Source organism: Thomasclavelia cocleata, from assembly GCF_900102365.1.
In the GTDB taxonomy this organism is placed as follows: Bacteria; Bacillota_I; Bacilli_A; order Erysipelotrichales; family Coprobacillaceae; genus Thomasclavelia; species Thomasclavelia cocleata.
Map to the genome: position 1 here is coordinate 1 of NZ_FOIN01000016.1, position 17,321 is coordinate 17,321.

The following is a 17,321-nucleotide window of genomic DNA, read 5'->3' on the forward strand; positions in this document are numbered from 1 at the left end:
CTGTAGGCATCGCTAACTGGATTGGAAATAGGGTCGTTAGGAAGGAAACTAAGAAGAAAGCATTCAAATTTATATAAAAGTTTTCTAAAGATATTTAATAAAGAAACAATAAATGATATAATCATAACCATGGTAATTACACTCCTTTGTGATTGTTGTGGTGACTTCATTATAGGATGTAGTTACCTTTTTTGTATAGAGAAAAAGGGTTAAGTTTATAGATTAATTTCAGGGGAAATTGATCAGGATATATAAAAAACCAAGGTAGAATGAGGTTTTACAGTGAAAAAGACATATAAAAAACTAACTGTTTTTTGACACTACCGTATAGATAATGGGGTGTTAATAATGGTAAAGATATTGATTGTAGAAGATGATAATGATATTAATAACATGATTGGAGATTTATTAAGATTAAATCAGATTGAAAGCATTAGTGCTTATTCAGGAACAGAAGCTTTATTATTGTTAGATGATAATATTGATTTAGTGCTTTTAGATTTAATGTTACCAGGTCTTAGTGGACAAGAGGTTATTAAGGAAATTAAGAGAAAAAAAGATTTACCTGTTATTATATTAACAGCAGTAAGTAAGATGGATACTAAATTAGATTTATTTGATTTAGGAGCAGATGATTATTTAATTAAACCATTTGATAATAATGAGTTATTAGCACGAATAAAAATTCAATTAAAACATAAGAAAATATCATTTTTTTCATCTTTAATGACTTTTAAAGATATTGTACTTGATGAAAATAAGTTTGAGGTAACTTGTAATAATGTTAAATTAGGACTGTCAAAAATAGAGTTTAAGCTATTAAGAATATTATTAGAAAATCCCACTCATGTTTTTACTAAAGATATTTTATTTGAAATGGTATGGAATCATGAAGATTCTGCAGATGATAATACTTTAAATGTTCATATAAGTAAAATTCGTAGTAAATTAAAAAAAGCTAATCCTAAACAGGAATATATAGAAACAGTTTGGGGAATTGGTTATAAAATGAAAGAATAAATAGATTTAAGACTTATTTAAGGATTGATTAAGAGTTATTTAACTCTTTTTTTATATGGTTGAAAGTGTAGGAGGGATAGATAATGAAACAAGAGATATTAAAAACTAAAGACCTTATTAAAAAGTATAAGGATAATATAGTTTTGAATAAGGTAAATATTACAATTAATAAAGGTGATATCTATGGGTTAGTAGGTAGCAATGGTGCTGGGAAGTCTACACTAATGAATGTAATATCTTCATTAACAATGAAAGATAGTGGTAAGGTTTATTTGTTTGGCAAAGAAATTGCTCAAAATAGAGATAGTAGGAATAGGATAGGGTGTATGATTGAAAATCCTGCTTTTTATCCAAATTTATCAGCATATGATAATTTAAAATATTACTGTATTTTAAAAGGAATTATTGATCATGAAAAAATTCATGAGGTGTTAAGAAAGGTTAAATTAGATAATACTAGAAAAAAGAAATTTAAACAGTTTTCTTTAGGGATGAAGCAACGTTTAGGAATTGCACTTGCAATTTTAAATAATCCTGATTTTATTATTTTAGATGAACCTATTAATGGTTTAGATCCATTAGGAATTAGTGAAATTAGGGAAACATTATTGCAGTTGCAACAAGAGAATATAACAATTCTTATTTCAAGTCATATTTTGTCTGAACTTTATTTAGTAGCAAATAAATTTGGGTTTTTAGAAGGGGGTAAAATAATTAAGGAATTATCAAAAGAGCAGTTAGATAATGAATGCAGTCGTTGTTTGAGTATTAAAGTAAATGATATAAAAAAAACTTGTGTATTACTAGAAGAAAAGTTAAATACTACAAATTATAAAGTTTTAAATGAACAAGAAATTAGATTATATGATTAGTTAGATGCACAACATATAGTTAGTAAAGTTATTATAAAAAATGAAATTGATTTATATGGAATAAGTGAGATAGGGGTATCATTAGAGGATTATTTTAAAAGTATTATTAAGGAGGGAAGGTAATATGTTGAATATTATTAAGGCAGATTTATTTCGAATTTTTAAAGGAAAAGGTATTTATATCTGCATTTTTTCGGTAATACTACTTTGTAGTGTTTCAATTTATTTAAGAGCTCCAGGTCATATTGGGTTAACCAATGAATCTGCATTAAATTTAGCTTTAGAAGAATATCAAGATATTGAAACTCCTGAAGATGTTAGAAAAATAGCTGGAGAAAGTGAAATGCTATTAGATGAAGGAATGATGAAAACAAATGGTAATTTATATTATCCACTAATTTTTATAGCCTTTGTAGTAGTTTGTGTTGATTTATCTAGTCATACAGTAAAAAATATTATATCTACAGATGTATCTAGGAAAACATATTATTTTGCTAAATTATTATTGACTTGGGGGTTAGGTATTTTTTTAATAATTCTTAGTACTTATTTTGGTTATTTTGGAAATATCATATTTAATAATCCTAGTAATGTTTCTAATATTCTCGATATTACTATAATAATGTTACGGCAGTTACCAATCTTTTGTGGTATAATGAGCGTATTAGTGATGCTTGCAACTGTTACAAAAAAAACATCACGATATAATGCAATAGCAATTATATTGATAATGTTATCACAGATGTTAATAATGTTAGTTATAACTATATTTAAAATTGATAGTAATATGATCATGCAATTCGAGTTTGAAACCATTATACGTAGTTTAGCTGTTGTTGGAAGCATAGAACTTAAAACATTGTTAATAGGGGTATTAATGGGTTTGGGATTAATTGTAGGATCAAGTATAATTGGAATATATTATTTTAATCGCTGTGATATTAAATAATTAGGGGGAGCAATATGTTAGTATTAATAATAACTTTATTTATACTACTATATATTGCTATTTTTTATATAATTCATTTAAAAAGAAGTATAAAAAAAGCTACTAATAGTATTAAAAAAATAAAATCTATAGATACAAATTCTTTAATAACAACTACTAATAGTAATCAAGAGTTGTGTGAATTATTACATGAAGTAAATCAAATGATGATTACTTTTAGAAAACTAGAGATTGAAATTGAAAAAAAGAATAGTAATTTACAAAAAACAATTATTAATATTTCTCATGATCTAAAAACACCTCTAACTTCAGCTTTAGGGTATGTTGAAATACTTCAAAAATATGATTTATCTAAAGATGAACAAAAAAATATGAGACAATTATTATTGATAAACTGAAACGTTTATCGCAATTGATTGAAGATTTCTTTGCTTTTACAAGAATAATTTCTAATGAAGAAAATATTGAAATGAGTATGATTGATGTAAATAGAGTTTTTGAAAAAGCATTAGTATGTTATTATCAAGATTTTAGTTCACAAAATCGCTCAATACATATTGTTGGGAGTAAAAAAGTGGAAATGCTTAGCAATGAACGAGTATTACGTCGAATCTTTGATAATTTGATTATTAATGCATTAAAGCATAGTGATGGAGATGTTTATGTAACGATTGATACTAGCAACGGAATATGCTATGAATTTGTAAATACACTTAATGAACCAATTCAGGTTGAATGTATATTTGATGAATTTTATACATCAGATATATCTCGAACCAAGCAAAATACTGGATTAGGTCTAGCAATAGTAAAAGAATTTACTGAGTTATTAGGTGGAAAAATATCTGCTTCAGTCAGGGAAAATGATCTCATTATAAGTTTAAAGTGGGAATTTTAGATATAAGAAAGACTTGCTATAGCTATTTATAACAAGTCTTTTTATTATTTAGTTGTAGAACCAAATCCCCCATTACGTTGTTGATCTGTAAAATCATTTTCTACTATACCAAAAGGCATAAATATTCCTTGAGCAAATCCTTGTCCTTTTTTTAACTCAACAATTTTATTTTCATTACTATCATTAGTTATTTTAATAAAAATATGACCTTCATTATCGCTATAATAATAATCACTGTCAATAATTCCAACAGTATTATTTAGTTGTAAACGATACTTAAAACCTAGTCCACTTCTTGGGAAGATTGCTAAAAACCAGCCTTCATTAATTGAAACTCTTATCCCAGTAGGAATTTTTATTGTTTTATTAGGTTCTAAAACAAAACTGATTGGGGTATAAAAATCATATCCAGCCGATCCAATAGTTGCTCTTTTAGGAATTATTATTGATTTGTAAATATCATTGATAGTTTCTTCATCATATTTATCAAAACAATCTTTAAAATCTTTTATAAATTGCTGTTTTGATACTTTATCAAATTTTGCTATTGTTTGCATATGTACTCCTTTCATTAAAACATAAATATTATACACTAATTATTTAATTAAAGGAATTGTTATAGTAACTGTAAAATTATCCTCATTATCAACGATCATAAAAGTTCCATCATGAATTTTTAACATCTGTTGAACACTTTTTAAGCCTATTTGATTACTTTCGATATAGTTAGTTGAATACTTTTTCTTATTTTTAAATACTAATTTTAAATTATTTTCATCAGATATCATAGATATATGTACAGTTTCATTATTTTCAGCATATTTTAAAAGATTTGAAAAAATATTATTAATTATTCTTTTAATTAGATTAATATTTCCACGAATAAAAGAATTTGTTGGTTTAAGATTTTTATTTATTATAAAACCATGACCTTCAAGTACACCAATATTTTCTATAATATATTCATATATAACCCCTAAAGACATTTTAGTTAATTCAGTGTCTTGTTCTTTACTAAAGACTAAAAAGTATTCAAACATTTTATTTGCTAGTTCATTGATTTGGTTAACTTTATCAATTGAATTATTTAGATATAGATTATATTGATCCTCATTTTTATATTTTTTTAATCTAATGATATCTAAATATCCCATTAATGAAGTAAGTGGAGTTCTTAAATCATGGGAAAGAGCAGTAACTAAATCATAATTTGCTTTTCGATTTGCTTCTTCAGTAGCAAAATTATCTTTTAATATTAAACGTAAATTATTGATTTGATGTGATAATTCACCAATCTCATCATTACTATTTATTGAAATGGGGTGATTAAGATCACCTTGAGATAAATATGTAACATCATTTTTAAGGTTTTCAATATGATGAACTTTTCTTTTTATAAATAAAAATGTAGGAATTAAAAAAATAAGTAAAGCGATAATAATAGAAAAAACAAGATATGGAACGACCATTTTAGCAATAGCATATGAATATACATACATTTCAATTGTACCATCTTCTAATTCAATATCAGTATGATATACATCACCATTATAAATAGCATCAGTATCATAAACTGTATATCCAACTAAAAGATTATCTAACATTGTTGCATAAGAACCAGTTATTGAAAGATTATCAGCTTTGTTATATAAGTTAACACTATATATTTCACTAATACCTAAAATACTATCTATAGTATCAACATCATTAATTGAAACATTATTATCAATTAACTGATTTTCAATATTGATTGCATATGCTTCAGTATTTTCAGAAATAATTCCCATTTCTTGAGAAAACTCAAAAAAATCTTCTCGATATGAATATAAAAAGCAAAATACTGTCATTCCAAGAGCACCGAATAGAATGATAATAGCACTTATTTGAATGCTTAACTTATTAAAAAAATGCTTAATCACAGCGATACCCCTTACCCCAAATTGTTTTAATCACTTTAGGATTTTGAGGATCAGTTTCGATTTTCTTTCGCAAATTTCGAATATGAACCATGATAGTATTATTAGCACTATAATAATATGGCTCATTCCAAATATTTTCATATAAAGACTGAGTTGAATAAATATGTTTACGATTACTTAGGAGTAAATATAAGATTTGATATTCAATATAGGTTAATTCAATTTGTTCATTATTCAGAAATACTATCTCATTGTTAGGATCAATTACGATATTATTATATATAATTTTATTTTCAGTAGACTCATCATTATTTACTTTTCCTTGATAGATATAGTATCTTCTTAACAATGCTTTAACCCTAGTCGTTAACTCATTATAAGAAAAAGGCTTAGAAAGATAATCATCACCCCCACTAGAAAACCCTAGTGTTTTATCACTTTCTTGACTTTTAGCTGTTAAAAATAAAATAGGAGCATTAGATTTTTTACGAATTTCTATACATGCCTGATAACCATTGATTACAGGCATCATAATATCAAGAATATATAAATCAATTTCACTACTTATCAATTCAATAGCTTCTTGACCATCTTTAGCTTCAATAACATCATAGCCTTCGCTTGATAAAAGAACATTTAGTACCTCCCTTATTTCAGGATTATCATCTGCAATTAAAATTTTGTTATTTACCATAAATTCACCAACTTTCGTCTTTATTATACAATATTAAGAGATTATAAAAACTAAAATTAAGAAATATTTAGATGTTCTTTAGGCTATTCTTAAGGAATCTGATAGATAATATTTACCAGGAGAATGATAGTAATGAAAAGAAAAAATATTTATCCAATTATATTTTTAACATGTTTAACCTTTGTGATAATTTATTTTATCACGCCTTCTTCAAGTATCTTTGGTTCTAATACAGATTGGCTTTCGCAACACGTCAATCTAGCTGATTACATTAGAAATACAATGTTAGAAAATAAAACAATTTTCCCTGATTTTGCTTTTAACATTGGAGCTGGGCAGAATATTTATAATATATCTTACTATGGCCTGCTTAGAGTAGATATATTAATAAGTTGCTTGTTACCATCAGTAGAGATGAAAGATATAATAATTACTTACATGATTTTTAATTTAGTTTTAAGTGTTGATCTTACCTATCTTTGGTTGAAACACAAAAAGTTTAATACTTGGCTATGTATAATTGGTGCTATCACATTACTATCTTCTTCTGTATTATTTCAAAGTCATCGTCAAATAATGTTTGTTGATTATATGTCAATGCTAATTATAGCATTGATTGCAGTTGATTTATATATTGAAAAGAAAAAGATAATCATGTTAGTTATTTCTATTGTAGGAATAATAACTAGTAGTTATTTTTTTAGTATTTCTGCTTTACTAGTGATTTTAAGTTATTATTGTTTTGAAATGTATAGATTAGAAATCAAACTAACTTTTAAAGAAATCTTATATTTTTTAAAACCGTTATTAATAGCAATAATGATTTGTGGAGTTTTATTAATTCCTACAGCCTATGTATTGCTTGAAAACCATCAAAGTGGTAATACTAAAATTAATTTACTGACTTTATTTATTCCTCGATTTAATTTTGAATCATTGTTATATGATTATTATGGTTGTGGTCTAGGATATTTAACATGGGTATGTTTGATTGTTGGATTAAAGATAAAAAAAATTAAAAGACTAAATATTTGGTTATTGTTAATTTTATTTATTCCTATCTTTTCATTTATTTTAAATGGTTTTTTATATCCTCGGTCAAAAATACTAATTCCATTTATTCCATTATTAATATACATAACTATTTATGTTTTAAATTGTTTAAAATATGATGATATAAAATTAAATATTAAAATAATTTTATTATTAGCTTTACCAGTTTTATCATTTTATCAACAGCCATTAGCTATTTTAGATATGATATTATGTGGGATAGGAATATTATTGTATTTAAAAAATATTAAATCAGCATTATTATTACTAATAATTATGCCTGTTGCTATTAGTTTTGCAAATAATCAAGAAGAAAATTATGTTTTATCTGACAAATATCAACAGGTTTCTAAAATAAAAGATATTAAATTAGAAAATGATAGTAGAAGCGATATATTTAAAGAACCTTTAAATACTGTTAACCAAGTTAAGAATGATGTATTTAGAACTTCTATTTATAGTTCCATTAGTAATACTAGATATAATCAATTTTACTATGATATTATTAATAATCCAATTAGTATTAGAAATCGAGTTGCATGCTTATCTAATTCTAATATATTCTTTCAAGGGATGATGGGAGTAAAGACAATTTATAGTGAAAACATTGTTCCAATTGGTTATCAGGAAATAGAAAAAAATGTTTATCAAAATAAAGATGTTTTACCTTTGATTTATGCATCTAATGATTTATTTAGTTATAAAGAATTTAAAAAATTATCATTTCCTCAAACTCTAGATACACTATACAATAATGTTATTGTAGAAACAGATCAGATAAATTATCAAAGTAAAGTAACAGAAACTAAATTAAAAGTAAGTGTGAAGAGTAAAAGTGATTATTTAGGAATAATTAAGTTAAGTAATGGTTATCGTATTAATACAAAGAAAAAAGCAAAATTAGAATTAGATATTAACCAGTATTTATTTAATAAAATAATGATTATAGAATTTGATTTAAAAAAAGTTAAATTGATTAAAAATACAGATACTAGTATTACTATTAATGGTGTTAGAAATAGATTATCTAGTTTAAATGCAGCATATCCAAATAAAAATACTCATTTTACATATATCTTAAGTCAAAATGAGGCAATAGATAAATTAGAAATTGAATTTTCAAAAGGTAGATATGATTTATCAGATATAAGAGTCTATACAATTGATTATGATATTATAAAAGAACGTAATCAGGAAGTAGATACATTTAAAGGTATTTACAATCAAAATGGAATACTTGCAGATGGAGAAATTGATGTAAAAGAAGATGGTTATCTTGTAACATCATTTGCTTATCAAAATGGTTATAAAATATTAGTTGATGATAAAGAAGTTAATAGTGAATGTGTGAATAAGGCATTTTTAGGGGCTAAAATATCAAAAGGGAAACATAAAGTTAAAATCATGTTTAAACCACCAATGAAAGATATTGCTTTTATAATCAGTGTCTTGGGTATATTATTATTAGCTTTTCAAGGGAGATGTAAAAAAGGTGAAAAAAGAATTGAGAGAACTGGTTAGTTACATATTTGTAGGTGGTTGTACGACAGCAGTGAATTTTATTATTTACTGGTTCTTTATAAAAGTAATTAATCAAGGCTGGTTAGTTGCAAATATTATTTCTTGGATAGGTGCTGTAATATTTGCGTTTTGGGCAAATAAGAGATATGTTTTTAAAAGTATAAATGAATCTACAAAAGAGGCATGGCAGTTTTTTATATTACGGTTAGCAACATTAGTAATTGAAAGTATTTTATTGTTTGTTTTTATCCAATTGTTATCAGTTAATGAAATGTTTTCAAAGATAGTAGTAAGTATAATTACAGTAATATCTAATTATGGTTTATGCAAGTTTAAGATTTTTGTAGTTAAAGGAGGTCATGAATATGGATAAAATTAGTGTTATTGTTCCTTGTTATAATGAAGAAGAAGTACTTCCATTATTTTATCAGGAAGTTACAAAAGAATTAATGAAAATTGAGAATATTGATTATGAAATATTATTTATTGATGATGGTAGTCATGACCATACAATTGATTTATTAAAAGTTATTTGCCTGAAGGATGATCATTGCAGCTACTATTCATTTTCACGAAATTTTGGAAAAGAAGCAGCGATGTTTGCAGGATTAGAAAAGTCTAGAGGGGATTATTGTGTTATTATGGATGCTGATTTACAACATCCACCACATTTATTGGCATCTATGTATCATGCTGTTAGTCAAGAAGGTTATGATTGTTGTGCAGGAAAACGCATGGATCGAGATGGTGAAGGAGTACTACGAAATTTCTTAAGTAAATCGTTTTATAAGATAATGCAACGTTTATCTAACTTAGATATGTCTGATGGTGCAGGTGATTTTAGAATGATGAATAGGTTAATGGTTAATTCGATTTTAGAAATTAGAGAGTATAACCGATATATGAAAGGATTATTTTCTTATGTTGGTTTTGAGACTAAGTGGATTCCATTTAATAATGTTGAAAGGGCTGCAGGAAGTACTAAATGGAATTTTAAGAGTTTGTTTTCTTATGCATTGGAAGGGATTTTTTCTTTCTCCACTGCACCATTAAAATTGTCAGGAATATTTGGTGTGTTTTTATTTGTTGGTTCAATTATTTTATCTTTTTATACAGCAATATCAACATTGATGTTTGGTAATAGTGTTAGTGGTTATACTACAATTGTTTGTTTAATTTTATTTCTAAGTGGTACACAAATGTTGTTGATTGCAATTTTAGGGGAATATATATCTAAGGATTATATGGAAAATAAGGCTCGACCAATTTATATTGTAAAAGATAGTAATCGAAAACATGGTTATAATTAGAACGTTTTATCAGAAGTAAGATAAAATACTGATTTATCCGTTTCTAGTTTTACTTTTACAATATTTTATATAATTTTTCTCATTCTTTATGAAGATTAGAAATTAATTTAGTTTAACTATAGTGTTTATCTTGATTTAACAACTTTGCTAGTTGACATTAAGGCATCTATAAATTACAATATAAATGAGAAAAGGAACAGCCAATAAGCGGTTATGCCTTGGATTTTGTATGATAGAAATAACTACCTTACTCGATCAAAGTTACAGGTAGTTATTTTTTTGCTTCAAATTCTTTTTTTATGATAATAAGAAGCAATTTGACAATTATTCCTACAACTGTCATAACAAATGCTAAACAAGTCAGCATCACCATAACTGTTTCATATGTAGTCATGTCAATCACCTCCGTTTTTCATATTTCCAATAAATGGATATCTATGTAAACGAAGGTTACGTACCTTCGGCCTGACGACCAAGGCTAACCACCTACCGCTATTGCTGTTCCTTCATTGATTATATCATTTCACATATTCATATTCTACATATTTCGCGAGTAATACGATGATAAATCAATCTTGGTTATTTTTATTCATGATGTCATAATTTTATATTTGGTTTAAATTTTAAATGTAGAGTATGGTTTTAAAGAAAATATATTGGGATAAATATCAAAAGTTTTCAATTTTTACTTAATTACTTTGCTAGTTGACATCAAAGTATCAGTAAATTATAATATAGATGAAAAAGGAACAGCCGATAAGCGGTTATGCCTTGGATTTATGATGTGAAATAACTATCTCACGCACTCCAAAACGTATGAGGTAGTTATTTTTTTGCTTCAAATTCTTTCTTTATGATGATAAGAAGCAATTTGACAATTATTCCTACAACTGTCATAACAAATGCTAAACAAGTCAGCATCACCATAACTGTTTCATATGTAGTCATGTCAATCACCTCCGTTTTTCATATTTCCAATAAATGGATATCTATGTAAACGAAAGTTACGTACCTTCGATCTAACGACCAAGGCTAACCACCTACCGCTATTGCTGTTCCCTCATTGATTATATCATTTCACGTATTCATATTCTACATATTTCGCTGGTGATATGATGGTGAAGTAACTTAAAAAAATTATTAATTATATAAAATTTAGACAAAATCCTTTTTTATAAAGTGATATTTTATATGTTAGAGATTTTAAAAGATGCATATTTTATGAAATTATATAAATACTGTATTAAAGTCTTCAATTTAATTTGATTTGAATTAAGATTCTCTTTTTGACGTAGTAATTAAAAGGATTTATAATAAAATTAATGGGAGGTTGTAAAGGATAAAATGAAGAAATTTTTGAATGTTTTTTTAACAATTATTATGGTTTGTGTAATCATAGTATTATGTATTAACCTATCAATTCGAAAAATGTCAGTAAAAACGGTTGCTGATGCAATTGTAATCCAGGAAGTGAGTGGAAAGGTTAAAGAAGTTTTAAATGAATCTTTTCCAGATGTAAGTAATGAAAATATTGATAAGGTAGAAGATATAATAGAGGGTAATGATGCTTTAGATAATATTACTGGTGAATTTTTAGATCAGGTTACATATACTATAAATAATGATAAAGAAATAGAAACAACAGGTATTTTAGAGGGGATAACAGATGTTATAGATAAAAGTATCCCTGAACTTGAAGAAGCGATTGGAAAAAAGATATCCCAAGAACAAATTGATAAAATTAAAACTAAATTAACTAATAAAGATAGTTTGTTACAAAATAAGATAAAGAACACAGTTGAAAAGATTCAAACTAGTGCTCCAAAAACAAAACAAATTATTAAGACATATGATATTTTAAGTAATAATTTAACTAAGATAATTTGTATTATAGGAATAATAATTATTGTTGTTTTATTAGGTGTAATTAACAAATCATATTTTAAATGGACTTTATTTAGTGGCATAGGTTTATTAGTATCAGGGATATTATTAGGATTGTTCTTGCCTTTAGCTGTTAATGCTATGGAATTTACGATAGGGATGAGGATATTAGGTATGAGTATAGATATTCCAGTTGATAGTTTATGGATGTCAGGATTGATTTGTGGTGGGATTGGAATTATATTGCTTGTTATTTATATGGTTTTAAACCGAAAGTATCCTACTTATGACCGTCATTATTATTAATTTTATATTACAAAGTTGGGCTGATAATGAATTCTATTCATTATTAGCTTTTTTCTTATATGATATTTTTATTATAAAATTAGACTAAGTTAGTTTAGAATGATAAAATTAAATATAATATAAAAAAGGAGATATAATGGGATGAAAGTTTTATTTACATGTGTGGGGAAATCAGATCCATTAACAATATTTATAAATGAAAAGGTATATGATGCAGCATTTTTACATATAGCTCGAAAATTTCAGCCAGAAAAAATATATTTTTATATGTCTCAAGAGATATGTGAATTAGATGATTTAGATAATAGATATGAAAAATCTATTAAGTTATTAAATCAACATCTAAACACTAATATTGAAATTCACAAAGAAAAAAGACCTAATTTGATAGAAGTACAAAGGTTTGATGAATTTTATGATGATTTTGAGACAATCATTAAACAAATACTTGATGAAAATGGAAAAAGTGTGGAAATTCTATGTAATGTATCTTCAGGAACACCAGCAATGAAAGCAACATTGCAAATTTTAGCTTCATTATCTAAATATAAAATAATACCAATCCAAGTAACAGATCCAACAAAAGGTAAAAGTAACATAGTTCGTTTAGAAGGATATGATCTTGATTTTTATTGGGAATTAAATGAAGATAATCATAATTATGAAGATAGAACGTATTTATCAAAAAATAATAAATTTAACTTTAAAATTCAAAAAGAATTAATGATAAATTTAATTAATTCTTATGATTATGAAGCTGCTTATAATTTGGCTAGCAATTACAAACATAGGATAGATAAAGGTTTATTAAATTTATTAAAGTTCGCATTAAATCGTTATAAATTAGATAGTGAAGTTATTTTAAATGATTATAATCGCTTCTTACTCCCTTATCAAGAGGATGATAAAGCAAAGTTATTTGAATATGGCTTACTTTTAAAATTAAAAAAAGAAAAAGGTGAAATTGTAGATTTTTTAAGAGGATTGACACCATTTTTATATACTGTTTGTCAATGGATATTAGTTAAAAAATTTGACCTTGATTTAACAAAATATTGTGATATTGATGATAAGGGGATTATGCATCTAACTCGTAAAAAGCTAGAAGTAAATAATGAAGGGAAAGCAATTTTAAAAATATTAGATAATTCATTTAAAGGATATAGAAATTCCTTTTTATCAGAAAAACAAATGTTAACAATTTTATATGAAAAATTAGATGATGATTCTGAACTCTGTTTAGGATTGAGAGTATTAGATAATTTAAGAAAAAAGAAACGTAATATTGCAAGTCACCAAATAACTTGTATCAGAGAAGATAATCTGATTAGTGATTTAAATAAAAGTATGGATGATTATATTGATGCTATTAAGACAGTACTTTTTTGTCTAGGTTTTGATACTCAAAATAACTGGGACTCTTATGAAAAAATGAATAAAAAAATAATTCAACAGTTAAATACATTAAGATAGGAGGGCAAATATGGATAAATATAAATTAATTGATGTGGCATATGGTGCTTTATTACACGATATTGGTAAGTTTTATCAACGAACTTATGAAAAATCAAATTTATCTAGTAGGGAATTAGAAACAACAAAGTATAATAAAATAGGTAATTACTATAGCCATTTACATAGTGGATATACTTCTAGGTTTTTAAATAAGTATTTAAAGATGGAAGACGAGTTTGAGTTGTTAGTGAGTGAACACCATAAAGATGAGATTAATGATTTTTTAGAGATAATTAAACAAGCTGATTGTATCGCTTCCTCAATAGATCGAAAAGATGAGCAATTAGATGATGAGAATCATAACCAAAGAGGGAACTTTATTATGGCTCGTTTACATTCGGTGCTAAGTGAAGTTGATTTTGGAAAAGAAAATAAAATGGATAATGTTTTCCCATTATCTGTGCTTACTAAGATGAATTACCCAATTAGCAATTATAAGAGAAAAGAGATACATGAAAGTGTAAATGAGTATAAAACGCTATTTCAACAATTTGCACAAGAAGTAGAAAATAATTTATACTTGCAGCGACGCCGAGATTTCATTTCTTATAATTTTATGTATAATTTGATGAACAAATATTTAGTGACTATTCCAGCTTCTACTTATGGAGGGGTTAAATCAACAGTTAGTTTATTTGATCATCATAAATTAACTTCAGCTATTTCAAGTTGTTTATATGATAAGGAATGTTTCGAAAAAAAAGAGTTTTGCATGTTAGAAATTGATATTTCTGGAATTCAAAGTTTTATTTATCAAGTTGTTGAAGGTAGTGGGACTAAACAAGGATTAGCAAAGGCCTTAAGGGGAAGATCGGCTTTAGTAGCTTTAATTACAAATGCTGTATCATATGCATTTTTGAATGAATTTGGTTTAACTGTAAGTAACATACTTTTTAATACTGGTGGAGGATCAATAATCTTATTGCCAAATAACTCAATGGTCAAAGATAAAGTGGAAAAAGTCGCACGATTAATTCGAGAAAACTTATTTAAATTATTTCAAGCAGATATAACCTTTGTTAATGCTTTGATTGTTTTAAATAAAGAGGAATTGGAAACGTTCCAATCAGATAAAGCGATAGATTTAAAGGGAAAATTAGGTAGAAATAAAATGCAGAAGTTCATTGATGCTATTAATGATGACTTCTTTTATGAATCAATAAATAATAATCAGAAATGTAATACATGCAATCGAATATCAAAACATGAAACATGTGATATTTGTAAAGCTGTTGAAGGCATTTCTGATGTATACACTAAAAATACTACATTTGGAATTGTATATGATTTTTCTGGTAATCTAGATGTTGATCATATACATAAAATTGATTTAGGGTTTGTAAAAGTATTGTTTGTTAAGAACACAAAATTTGTTAGAGCAGAACAAGATAGTTATTATGTTGATAGTATTAACGGATTTGGTTTTGGAAGTGAGAAAATGATTGCAAATGAGGTACCATTAAAGAATAATGCAATTTTATCATTTGAAGATATTCTAAAATTAACCCCTAAAAAATATGGAGATAAAAAACTTGCTATTTTAAAAATGGATGTTGATAATCTTGGTGGAATATTTGCCTTTGGGTTAAAATATACTGAAGAAAATAGAAATCAACGTTCAATTTCTAAGTATGTTACGATGAGTAGGCTAATAGAATTTTTCTTTGGACATGAGATTAAGAATATCTGTCATGATGTTTCGATACAGGTAAATGAAAATATAAGTAATGAAGTAACTAATGGAACAATGTTTTATATCAATTATGCAGGTGGAGATGATTTGGTAATTATTGGCTCTGCATATTCAATAGTAAAATTATCATTAGAAATATATCAGCGTTTTGCAAAATTTACTAGTAATGAAAATATAACTATTTCTGGGGGAATAAATTTTCAAAATGATAAGAAACCAATTCGTTTTGGGATTCAAGAGGCTGAAGAACAATTAACAATGTCTAAAGATGGAGATAAGAATGCTGTTACGTTATTAAATACTACTGTATCATTTAAAAATTATGAGCAGTTATTGAACGATGTTTTTATGATGTGTAAGTGGTTAGAGGAAAACAAAGTATCACGAACAATGCTCTATAATATTATGTCATTTATTGGTGATAGTACATATTTACAATTTGTATATTTAATTCCTAGAATTCAATATACAATCTTTAGATTGATCAAAGATTTAAAAGTAAGAGAAGAAATGCTAAAACAAATCAATGGGATTACTACTGATAGTGATGTAAAGCAGTTTGTATTAAAATTAAAATTATTTATGTTATTTACAAGGGATAACTAAGGAGGTAGAAAATATGTCAGATTTTAAACAAAGTGATAAGAGAAATAATAAAGATAAAAATAAATTTAAAAGGTGTACTCAGCAATTAAGTAAAGAATATAATAATCCAGAGAAATTATATTTACCTAATGGTAAAGCATGTTGTTTTGCAAAGCAGTTTAAGTATATTTCTAATCATCAGTTAAGAAAAATTTTAGATTCTGTTAAATTAGCAGTACGTCAATGTGATAATGATTTTGAGAGTGCTCGTAAACAAATGTTTATTATAGTAGCAATGTCAGCTTATAATGCTGGAAGGGATCCCAAAAAATTGACAATTTTATATAACTTTTTAGAAAGTGTAATAAATGAAAACACAATTAAAACAAAAGCAGATATTTGTGCATTTGATCAATTATTTACAAGTATTGTTGCTTATCATAAGGTAGCAGAAAGGAGATAAAAAATGTTAGAAAATATTTATGTATTAAAAATAAAATTAGAATTATTATCAGGACTATTTATTGGTGGTAATGATAATGGATTTGATATTGGTGGAGCAGATAGTGATGTTATTAGAAATCCTTTGACAAAAGAACCTTTTATTCCAGGGAGTTCTTTAAAAGGAAAACTAAAAACATTACTAAAATATAATATTAAAGAAACAGAGATTGTAGGAAAAGATATAGTATTTAAGGATGATACAATTACTAGTATTTTTGAAGGATTAAAGGATTCAGGAGACAATAGGATAAAAATTAGTCGCGCTATTTTTAGAGATTTTAAACTTACTGATGATAGCAGTAAAAAATTACAACATATTTTAGGGGAAGGCTGTTTTACAGAAATAAAAGCAGAGAATAGAGTTAATCCAATTTCAGGAACTTCTGATTCACCAAGATTCATTGAACGTGTTCCAGCGGGAGCAGTTTTTGAAGGTGAAATTGTTTTAAATGTTTTTAAAGGTGATGATAAAGATAAGATGATGAAAACTATTAAGGAATCGTTAAAGTTATTAGAATTGAATTATTTAGGTGGTAATGGGACAAGAGGATATGGAAGAGTTAAAGTAGAAATGGGTAATTTTGAAAAGGAAATGTGA

General features: G+C 26.0%; 18 protein-coding genes. 13 read left to right on the top strand and 5 right to left on the bottom strand.

The window, feature by feature from the left end:
• Window positions 1–348 precede the first annotated feature (348 nt).
• The 5 genes from BMW96_RS07245 to BMW96_RS07265 all read left to right on the top strand — a co-directional run bounded on the left by BMW96_RS07245 (window position 349) and on the right by BMW96_RS07265 (window position 3,739).
• A complete protein-coding gene (locus BMW96_RS07245) occupies window positions 349–1,020 on the top strand; it encodes a response regulator transcription factor (RefSeq protein WP_092353980.1) in 672 nt (223 codons plus the stop codon).
• 83 nt (window positions 1,021–1,103) lie between these two features.
• The gene (locus tag BMW96_RS07250) at window positions 1,104–1,892 is read left to right on the top strand and encodes an ATP-binding cassette domain-containing protein (protein ID WP_244881282.1); all 789 of its coding nucleotides are present in this window, start codon (window positions 1,104–1,106) and stop codon (window positions 1,890–1,892) included.
• A gap of 124 nt (window positions 1,893–2,016) precedes the next feature.
• Complete coding sequence (locus BMW96_RS07255; protein ID WP_092353982.1) at window positions 2,017–2,841, top strand: hypothetical protein; 825 nt, start codon at window positions 2,017–2,019, stop codon at window positions 2,839–2,841.
• 14 nt (window positions 2,842–2,855) lie between these two features.
• A complete protein-coding gene (locus BMW96_RS07260; protein WP_092353984.1) occupies window positions 2,856–3,239 on the top strand; it encodes a histidine kinase dimerization/phospho-acceptor domain-containing protein in 384 nt (127 codons plus the stop codon).
• A 14-nt stretch (window positions 3,240–3,253) separates the two neighbouring features.
• The gene (locus tag BMW96_RS07265; RefSeq protein ID WP_092353986.1) at window positions 3,254–3,739 is read left to right on the top strand and encodes a sensor histidine kinase; all 486 of its coding nucleotides are present in this window, start codon (window positions 3,254–3,256) and stop codon (window positions 3,737–3,739) included.
• Between the two features lie 44 nt (window positions 3,740–3,783).
• On the opposite strand, the gene BMW96_RS07270 is transcribed toward BMW96_RS07265, so the two are convergent.
• Genes BMW96_RS07270 through BMW96_RS07280 form a run of 3 tightly spaced genes read right to left on the bottom strand, consistent with a single transcriptional unit; the run spans window position 3,784 to window position 6,352 of the window.
• Window positions 3,784–4,296, bottom strand: a complete 513-nt coding sequence (locus tag BMW96_RS07270) for a dUTP diphosphatase (protein WP_092353988.1) — start codon at window positions 4,294–4,296, stop codon at window positions 3,784–3,786.
• A 39-nt stretch (window positions 4,297–4,335) separates the two neighbouring features.
• The gene (locus tag BMW96_RS07275) at window positions 4,336–5,658 is read right to left on the bottom strand and encodes a HAMP domain-containing sensor histidine kinase (protein WP_092353990.1); all 1,323 of its coding nucleotides are present in this window, start codon (window positions 5,656–5,658) and stop codon (window positions 4,336–4,338) included.
• A complete protein-coding gene (locus BMW96_RS07280; protein WP_092353992.1) occupies window positions 5,651–6,352 on the bottom strand; it encodes a response regulator transcription factor in 702 nt (233 codons plus the stop codon). The genes BMW96_RS07275 and BMW96_RS07280 overlap by 8 nt, the downstream gene beginning before the upstream one ends.
• Before the next feature lie 132 nt (window positions 6,353–6,484).
• Between BMW96_RS07280 and BMW96_RS07285 the strand changes: the two genes are divergently transcribed.
• Genes BMW96_RS07285 through BMW96_RS07295 form a run of 3 tightly spaced genes read left to right on the top strand, consistent with a single transcriptional unit; the run spans window position 6,485 to window position 10,236 of the window.
• Complete coding sequence (locus BMW96_RS07285; protein ID WP_092353994.1) at window positions 6,485–8,926, top strand: YfhO family protein; 2,442 nt, start codon at window positions 6,485–6,487, stop codon at window positions 8,924–8,926.
• Window positions 8,898–9,299: a GtrA family protein gene (locus tag BMW96_RS07290; protein ID WP_092353996.1), complete on the top strand. Its 402-nt coding sequence runs from the start codon at window positions 8,898–8,900 to the stop codon at window positions 9,297–9,299. Before BMW96_RS07285 ends, BMW96_RS07290 begins: the two co-directional genes overlap by 29 nt.
• A complete protein-coding gene (locus BMW96_RS07295; protein ID WP_092353998.1) occupies window positions 9,292–10,236 on the top strand; it encodes a glycosyltransferase family 2 protein in 945 nt (314 codons plus the stop codon). The genes BMW96_RS07290 and BMW96_RS07295 overlap by 8 nt, the downstream gene beginning before the upstream one ends.
• 271 nt (window positions 10,237–10,507) lie before the next feature.
• Here the strand turns inward: BMW96_RS07295 and BMW96_RS14675 are convergent, their stop codons facing one another.
• Window positions 10,508–10,630 carry a hypothetical protein gene (locus BMW96_RS14675; protein WP_257606877.1) on the bottom strand — a complete coding sequence of 41 codons (123 nt, stop codon included), beginning with the start codon at window positions 10,628–10,630 and terminating at the stop codon, window positions 10,508–10,510.
• Between the two features lie 431 nt (window positions 10,631–11,061).
• Window positions 11,062–11,184: a hypothetical protein gene (locus tag BMW96_RS14680; protein WP_257606877.1), complete on the bottom strand. Its 123-nt coding sequence runs from the start codon at window positions 11,182–11,184 to the stop codon at window positions 11,062–11,064.
• A gap of 396 nt (window positions 11,185–11,580) precedes the next feature.
• Between BMW96_RS14680 and BMW96_RS07300 the strand changes: the two genes are divergently transcribed.
• The 5 genes from BMW96_RS07300 (at window position 11,581) to csm3 (ending at window position 17,321) form a co-directional block, all read left to right on the top strand.
• Window positions 11,581–12,426, top strand: a complete 846-nt coding sequence (locus BMW96_RS07300) for a hypothetical protein (RefSeq protein ID WP_092354000.1) — start codon at window positions 11,581–11,583, stop codon at window positions 12,424–12,426.
• A gap of 141 nt (window positions 12,427–12,567) precedes the next feature.
• The gene (csm6, locus tag BMW96_RS07305) at window positions 12,568–13,899 is read left to right on the top strand and encodes a type III-A CRISPR-associated CARF protein Csm6 (protein ID WP_092354002.1); all 1,332 of its coding nucleotides are present in this window, start codon (window positions 12,568–12,570) and stop codon (window positions 13,897–13,899) included.
• Window positions 13,900–13,909: 10 nt separating this feature from the next.
• Window positions 13,910–16,240, top strand: a complete 2,331-nt coding sequence (gene cas10, locus BMW96_RS07310; protein WP_092354004.1) for a type III-A CRISPR-associated protein Cas10/Csm1 — start codon at window positions 13,910–13,912, stop codon at window positions 16,238–16,240.
• A 13-nt stretch (window positions 16,241–16,253) separates the two neighbouring features.
• Window positions 16,254–16,682 carry a type III-A CRISPR-associated protein Csm2 gene (gene csm2, locus BMW96_RS07315; RefSeq protein WP_092354006.1) on the top strand — a complete coding sequence of 143 codons (429 nt, stop codon included), beginning with the start codon at window positions 16,254–16,256 and terminating at the stop codon, window positions 16,680–16,682.
• Window positions 16,683–16,685: 3 nt separating this feature from the next.
• Window positions 16,686–17,321, top strand: a complete 636-nt coding sequence (gene csm3, locus BMW96_RS07320; RefSeq protein ID WP_092354008.1) for a type III-A CRISPR-associated RAMP protein Csm3 — start codon at window positions 16,686–16,688, stop codon at window positions 17,319–17,321.

What these genes read in the sequence shown, in the direction of transcription:
- BMW96_RS14675 (WP_257606877.1), bottom strand. Translation starts at nt 10,630, where the DNA reads ATGACTACATATGAAACAGTTATGGTGATGCTGACTTGTTTAGCATTT.
- BMW96_RS07300 (WP_092354000.1), top strand. Translation starts at nt 11,581, where the DNA reads ATGAAGAAATTTTTGAATGTTTTTTTAACAATTATTATGGTTTGTGTA.
- csm2 (WP_092354006.1), top strand. Translation starts at nt 16,254, where the DNA reads ATGTCAGATTTTAAACAAAGTGATAAGAGAAATAATAAAGATAAAAAT.
- csm3 (WP_092354008.1), top strand. Translation starts at nt 16,686, where the DNA reads ATGTTAGAAAATATTTATGTATTAAAAATAAAATTAGAATTATTATCA.
- BMW96_RS07285 (WP_092353994.1), top strand. Translation starts at nt 6,485, where the DNA reads ATGAAAAGAAAAAATATTTATCCAATTATATTTTTAACATGTTTAACC.
- BMW96_RS07250 (WP_244881282.1), top strand. Translation starts at nt 1,104, where the DNA reads ATGAAACAAGAGATATTAAAAACTAAAGACCTTATTAAAAAGTATAAG.
- BMW96_RS07280 (WP_092353992.1), bottom strand. Translation starts at nt 6,352, where the DNA reads ATGGTAAATAACAAAATTTTAATTGCAGATGATAATCCTGAAATAAGG.
- BMW96_RS07270 (WP_092353988.1), bottom strand. Translation starts at nt 4,296, where the DNA reads ATGCAAACAATAGCAAAATTTGATAAAGTATCAAAACAGCAATTTATA.
- cas10 (WP_092354004.1), top strand. Translation starts at nt 13,910, where the DNA reads ATGGATAAATATAAATTAATTGATGTGGCATATGGTGCTTTATTACAC.
- BMW96_RS07255 (WP_092353982.1), top strand. Translation starts at nt 2,017, where the DNA reads ATGTTGAATATTATTAAGGCAGATTTATTTCGAATTTTTAAAGGAAAA.
- BMW96_RS07295 (WP_092353998.1), top strand. Translation starts at nt 9,292, where the DNA reads ATGGATAAAATTAGTGTTATTGTTCCTTGTTATAATGAAGAAGAAGTA.
- BMW96_RS14680 (WP_257606877.1), bottom strand. Translation starts at nt 11,184, where the DNA reads ATGACTACATATGAAACAGTTATGGTGATGCTGACTTGTTTAGCATTT.
- BMW96_RS07260 (WP_092353984.1), top strand. Translation starts at nt 2,856, where the DNA reads ATGTTAGTATTAATAATAACTTTATTTATACTACTATATATTGCTATT.
- BMW96_RS07245 (WP_092353980.1), top strand. Translation starts at nt 349, where the DNA reads ATGGTAAAGATATTGATTGTAGAAGATGATAATGATATTAATAACATG.
- csm6 (WP_092354002.1), top strand. Translation starts at nt 12,568, where the DNA reads ATGAAAGTTTTATTTACATGTGTGGGGAAATCAGATCCATTAACAATA.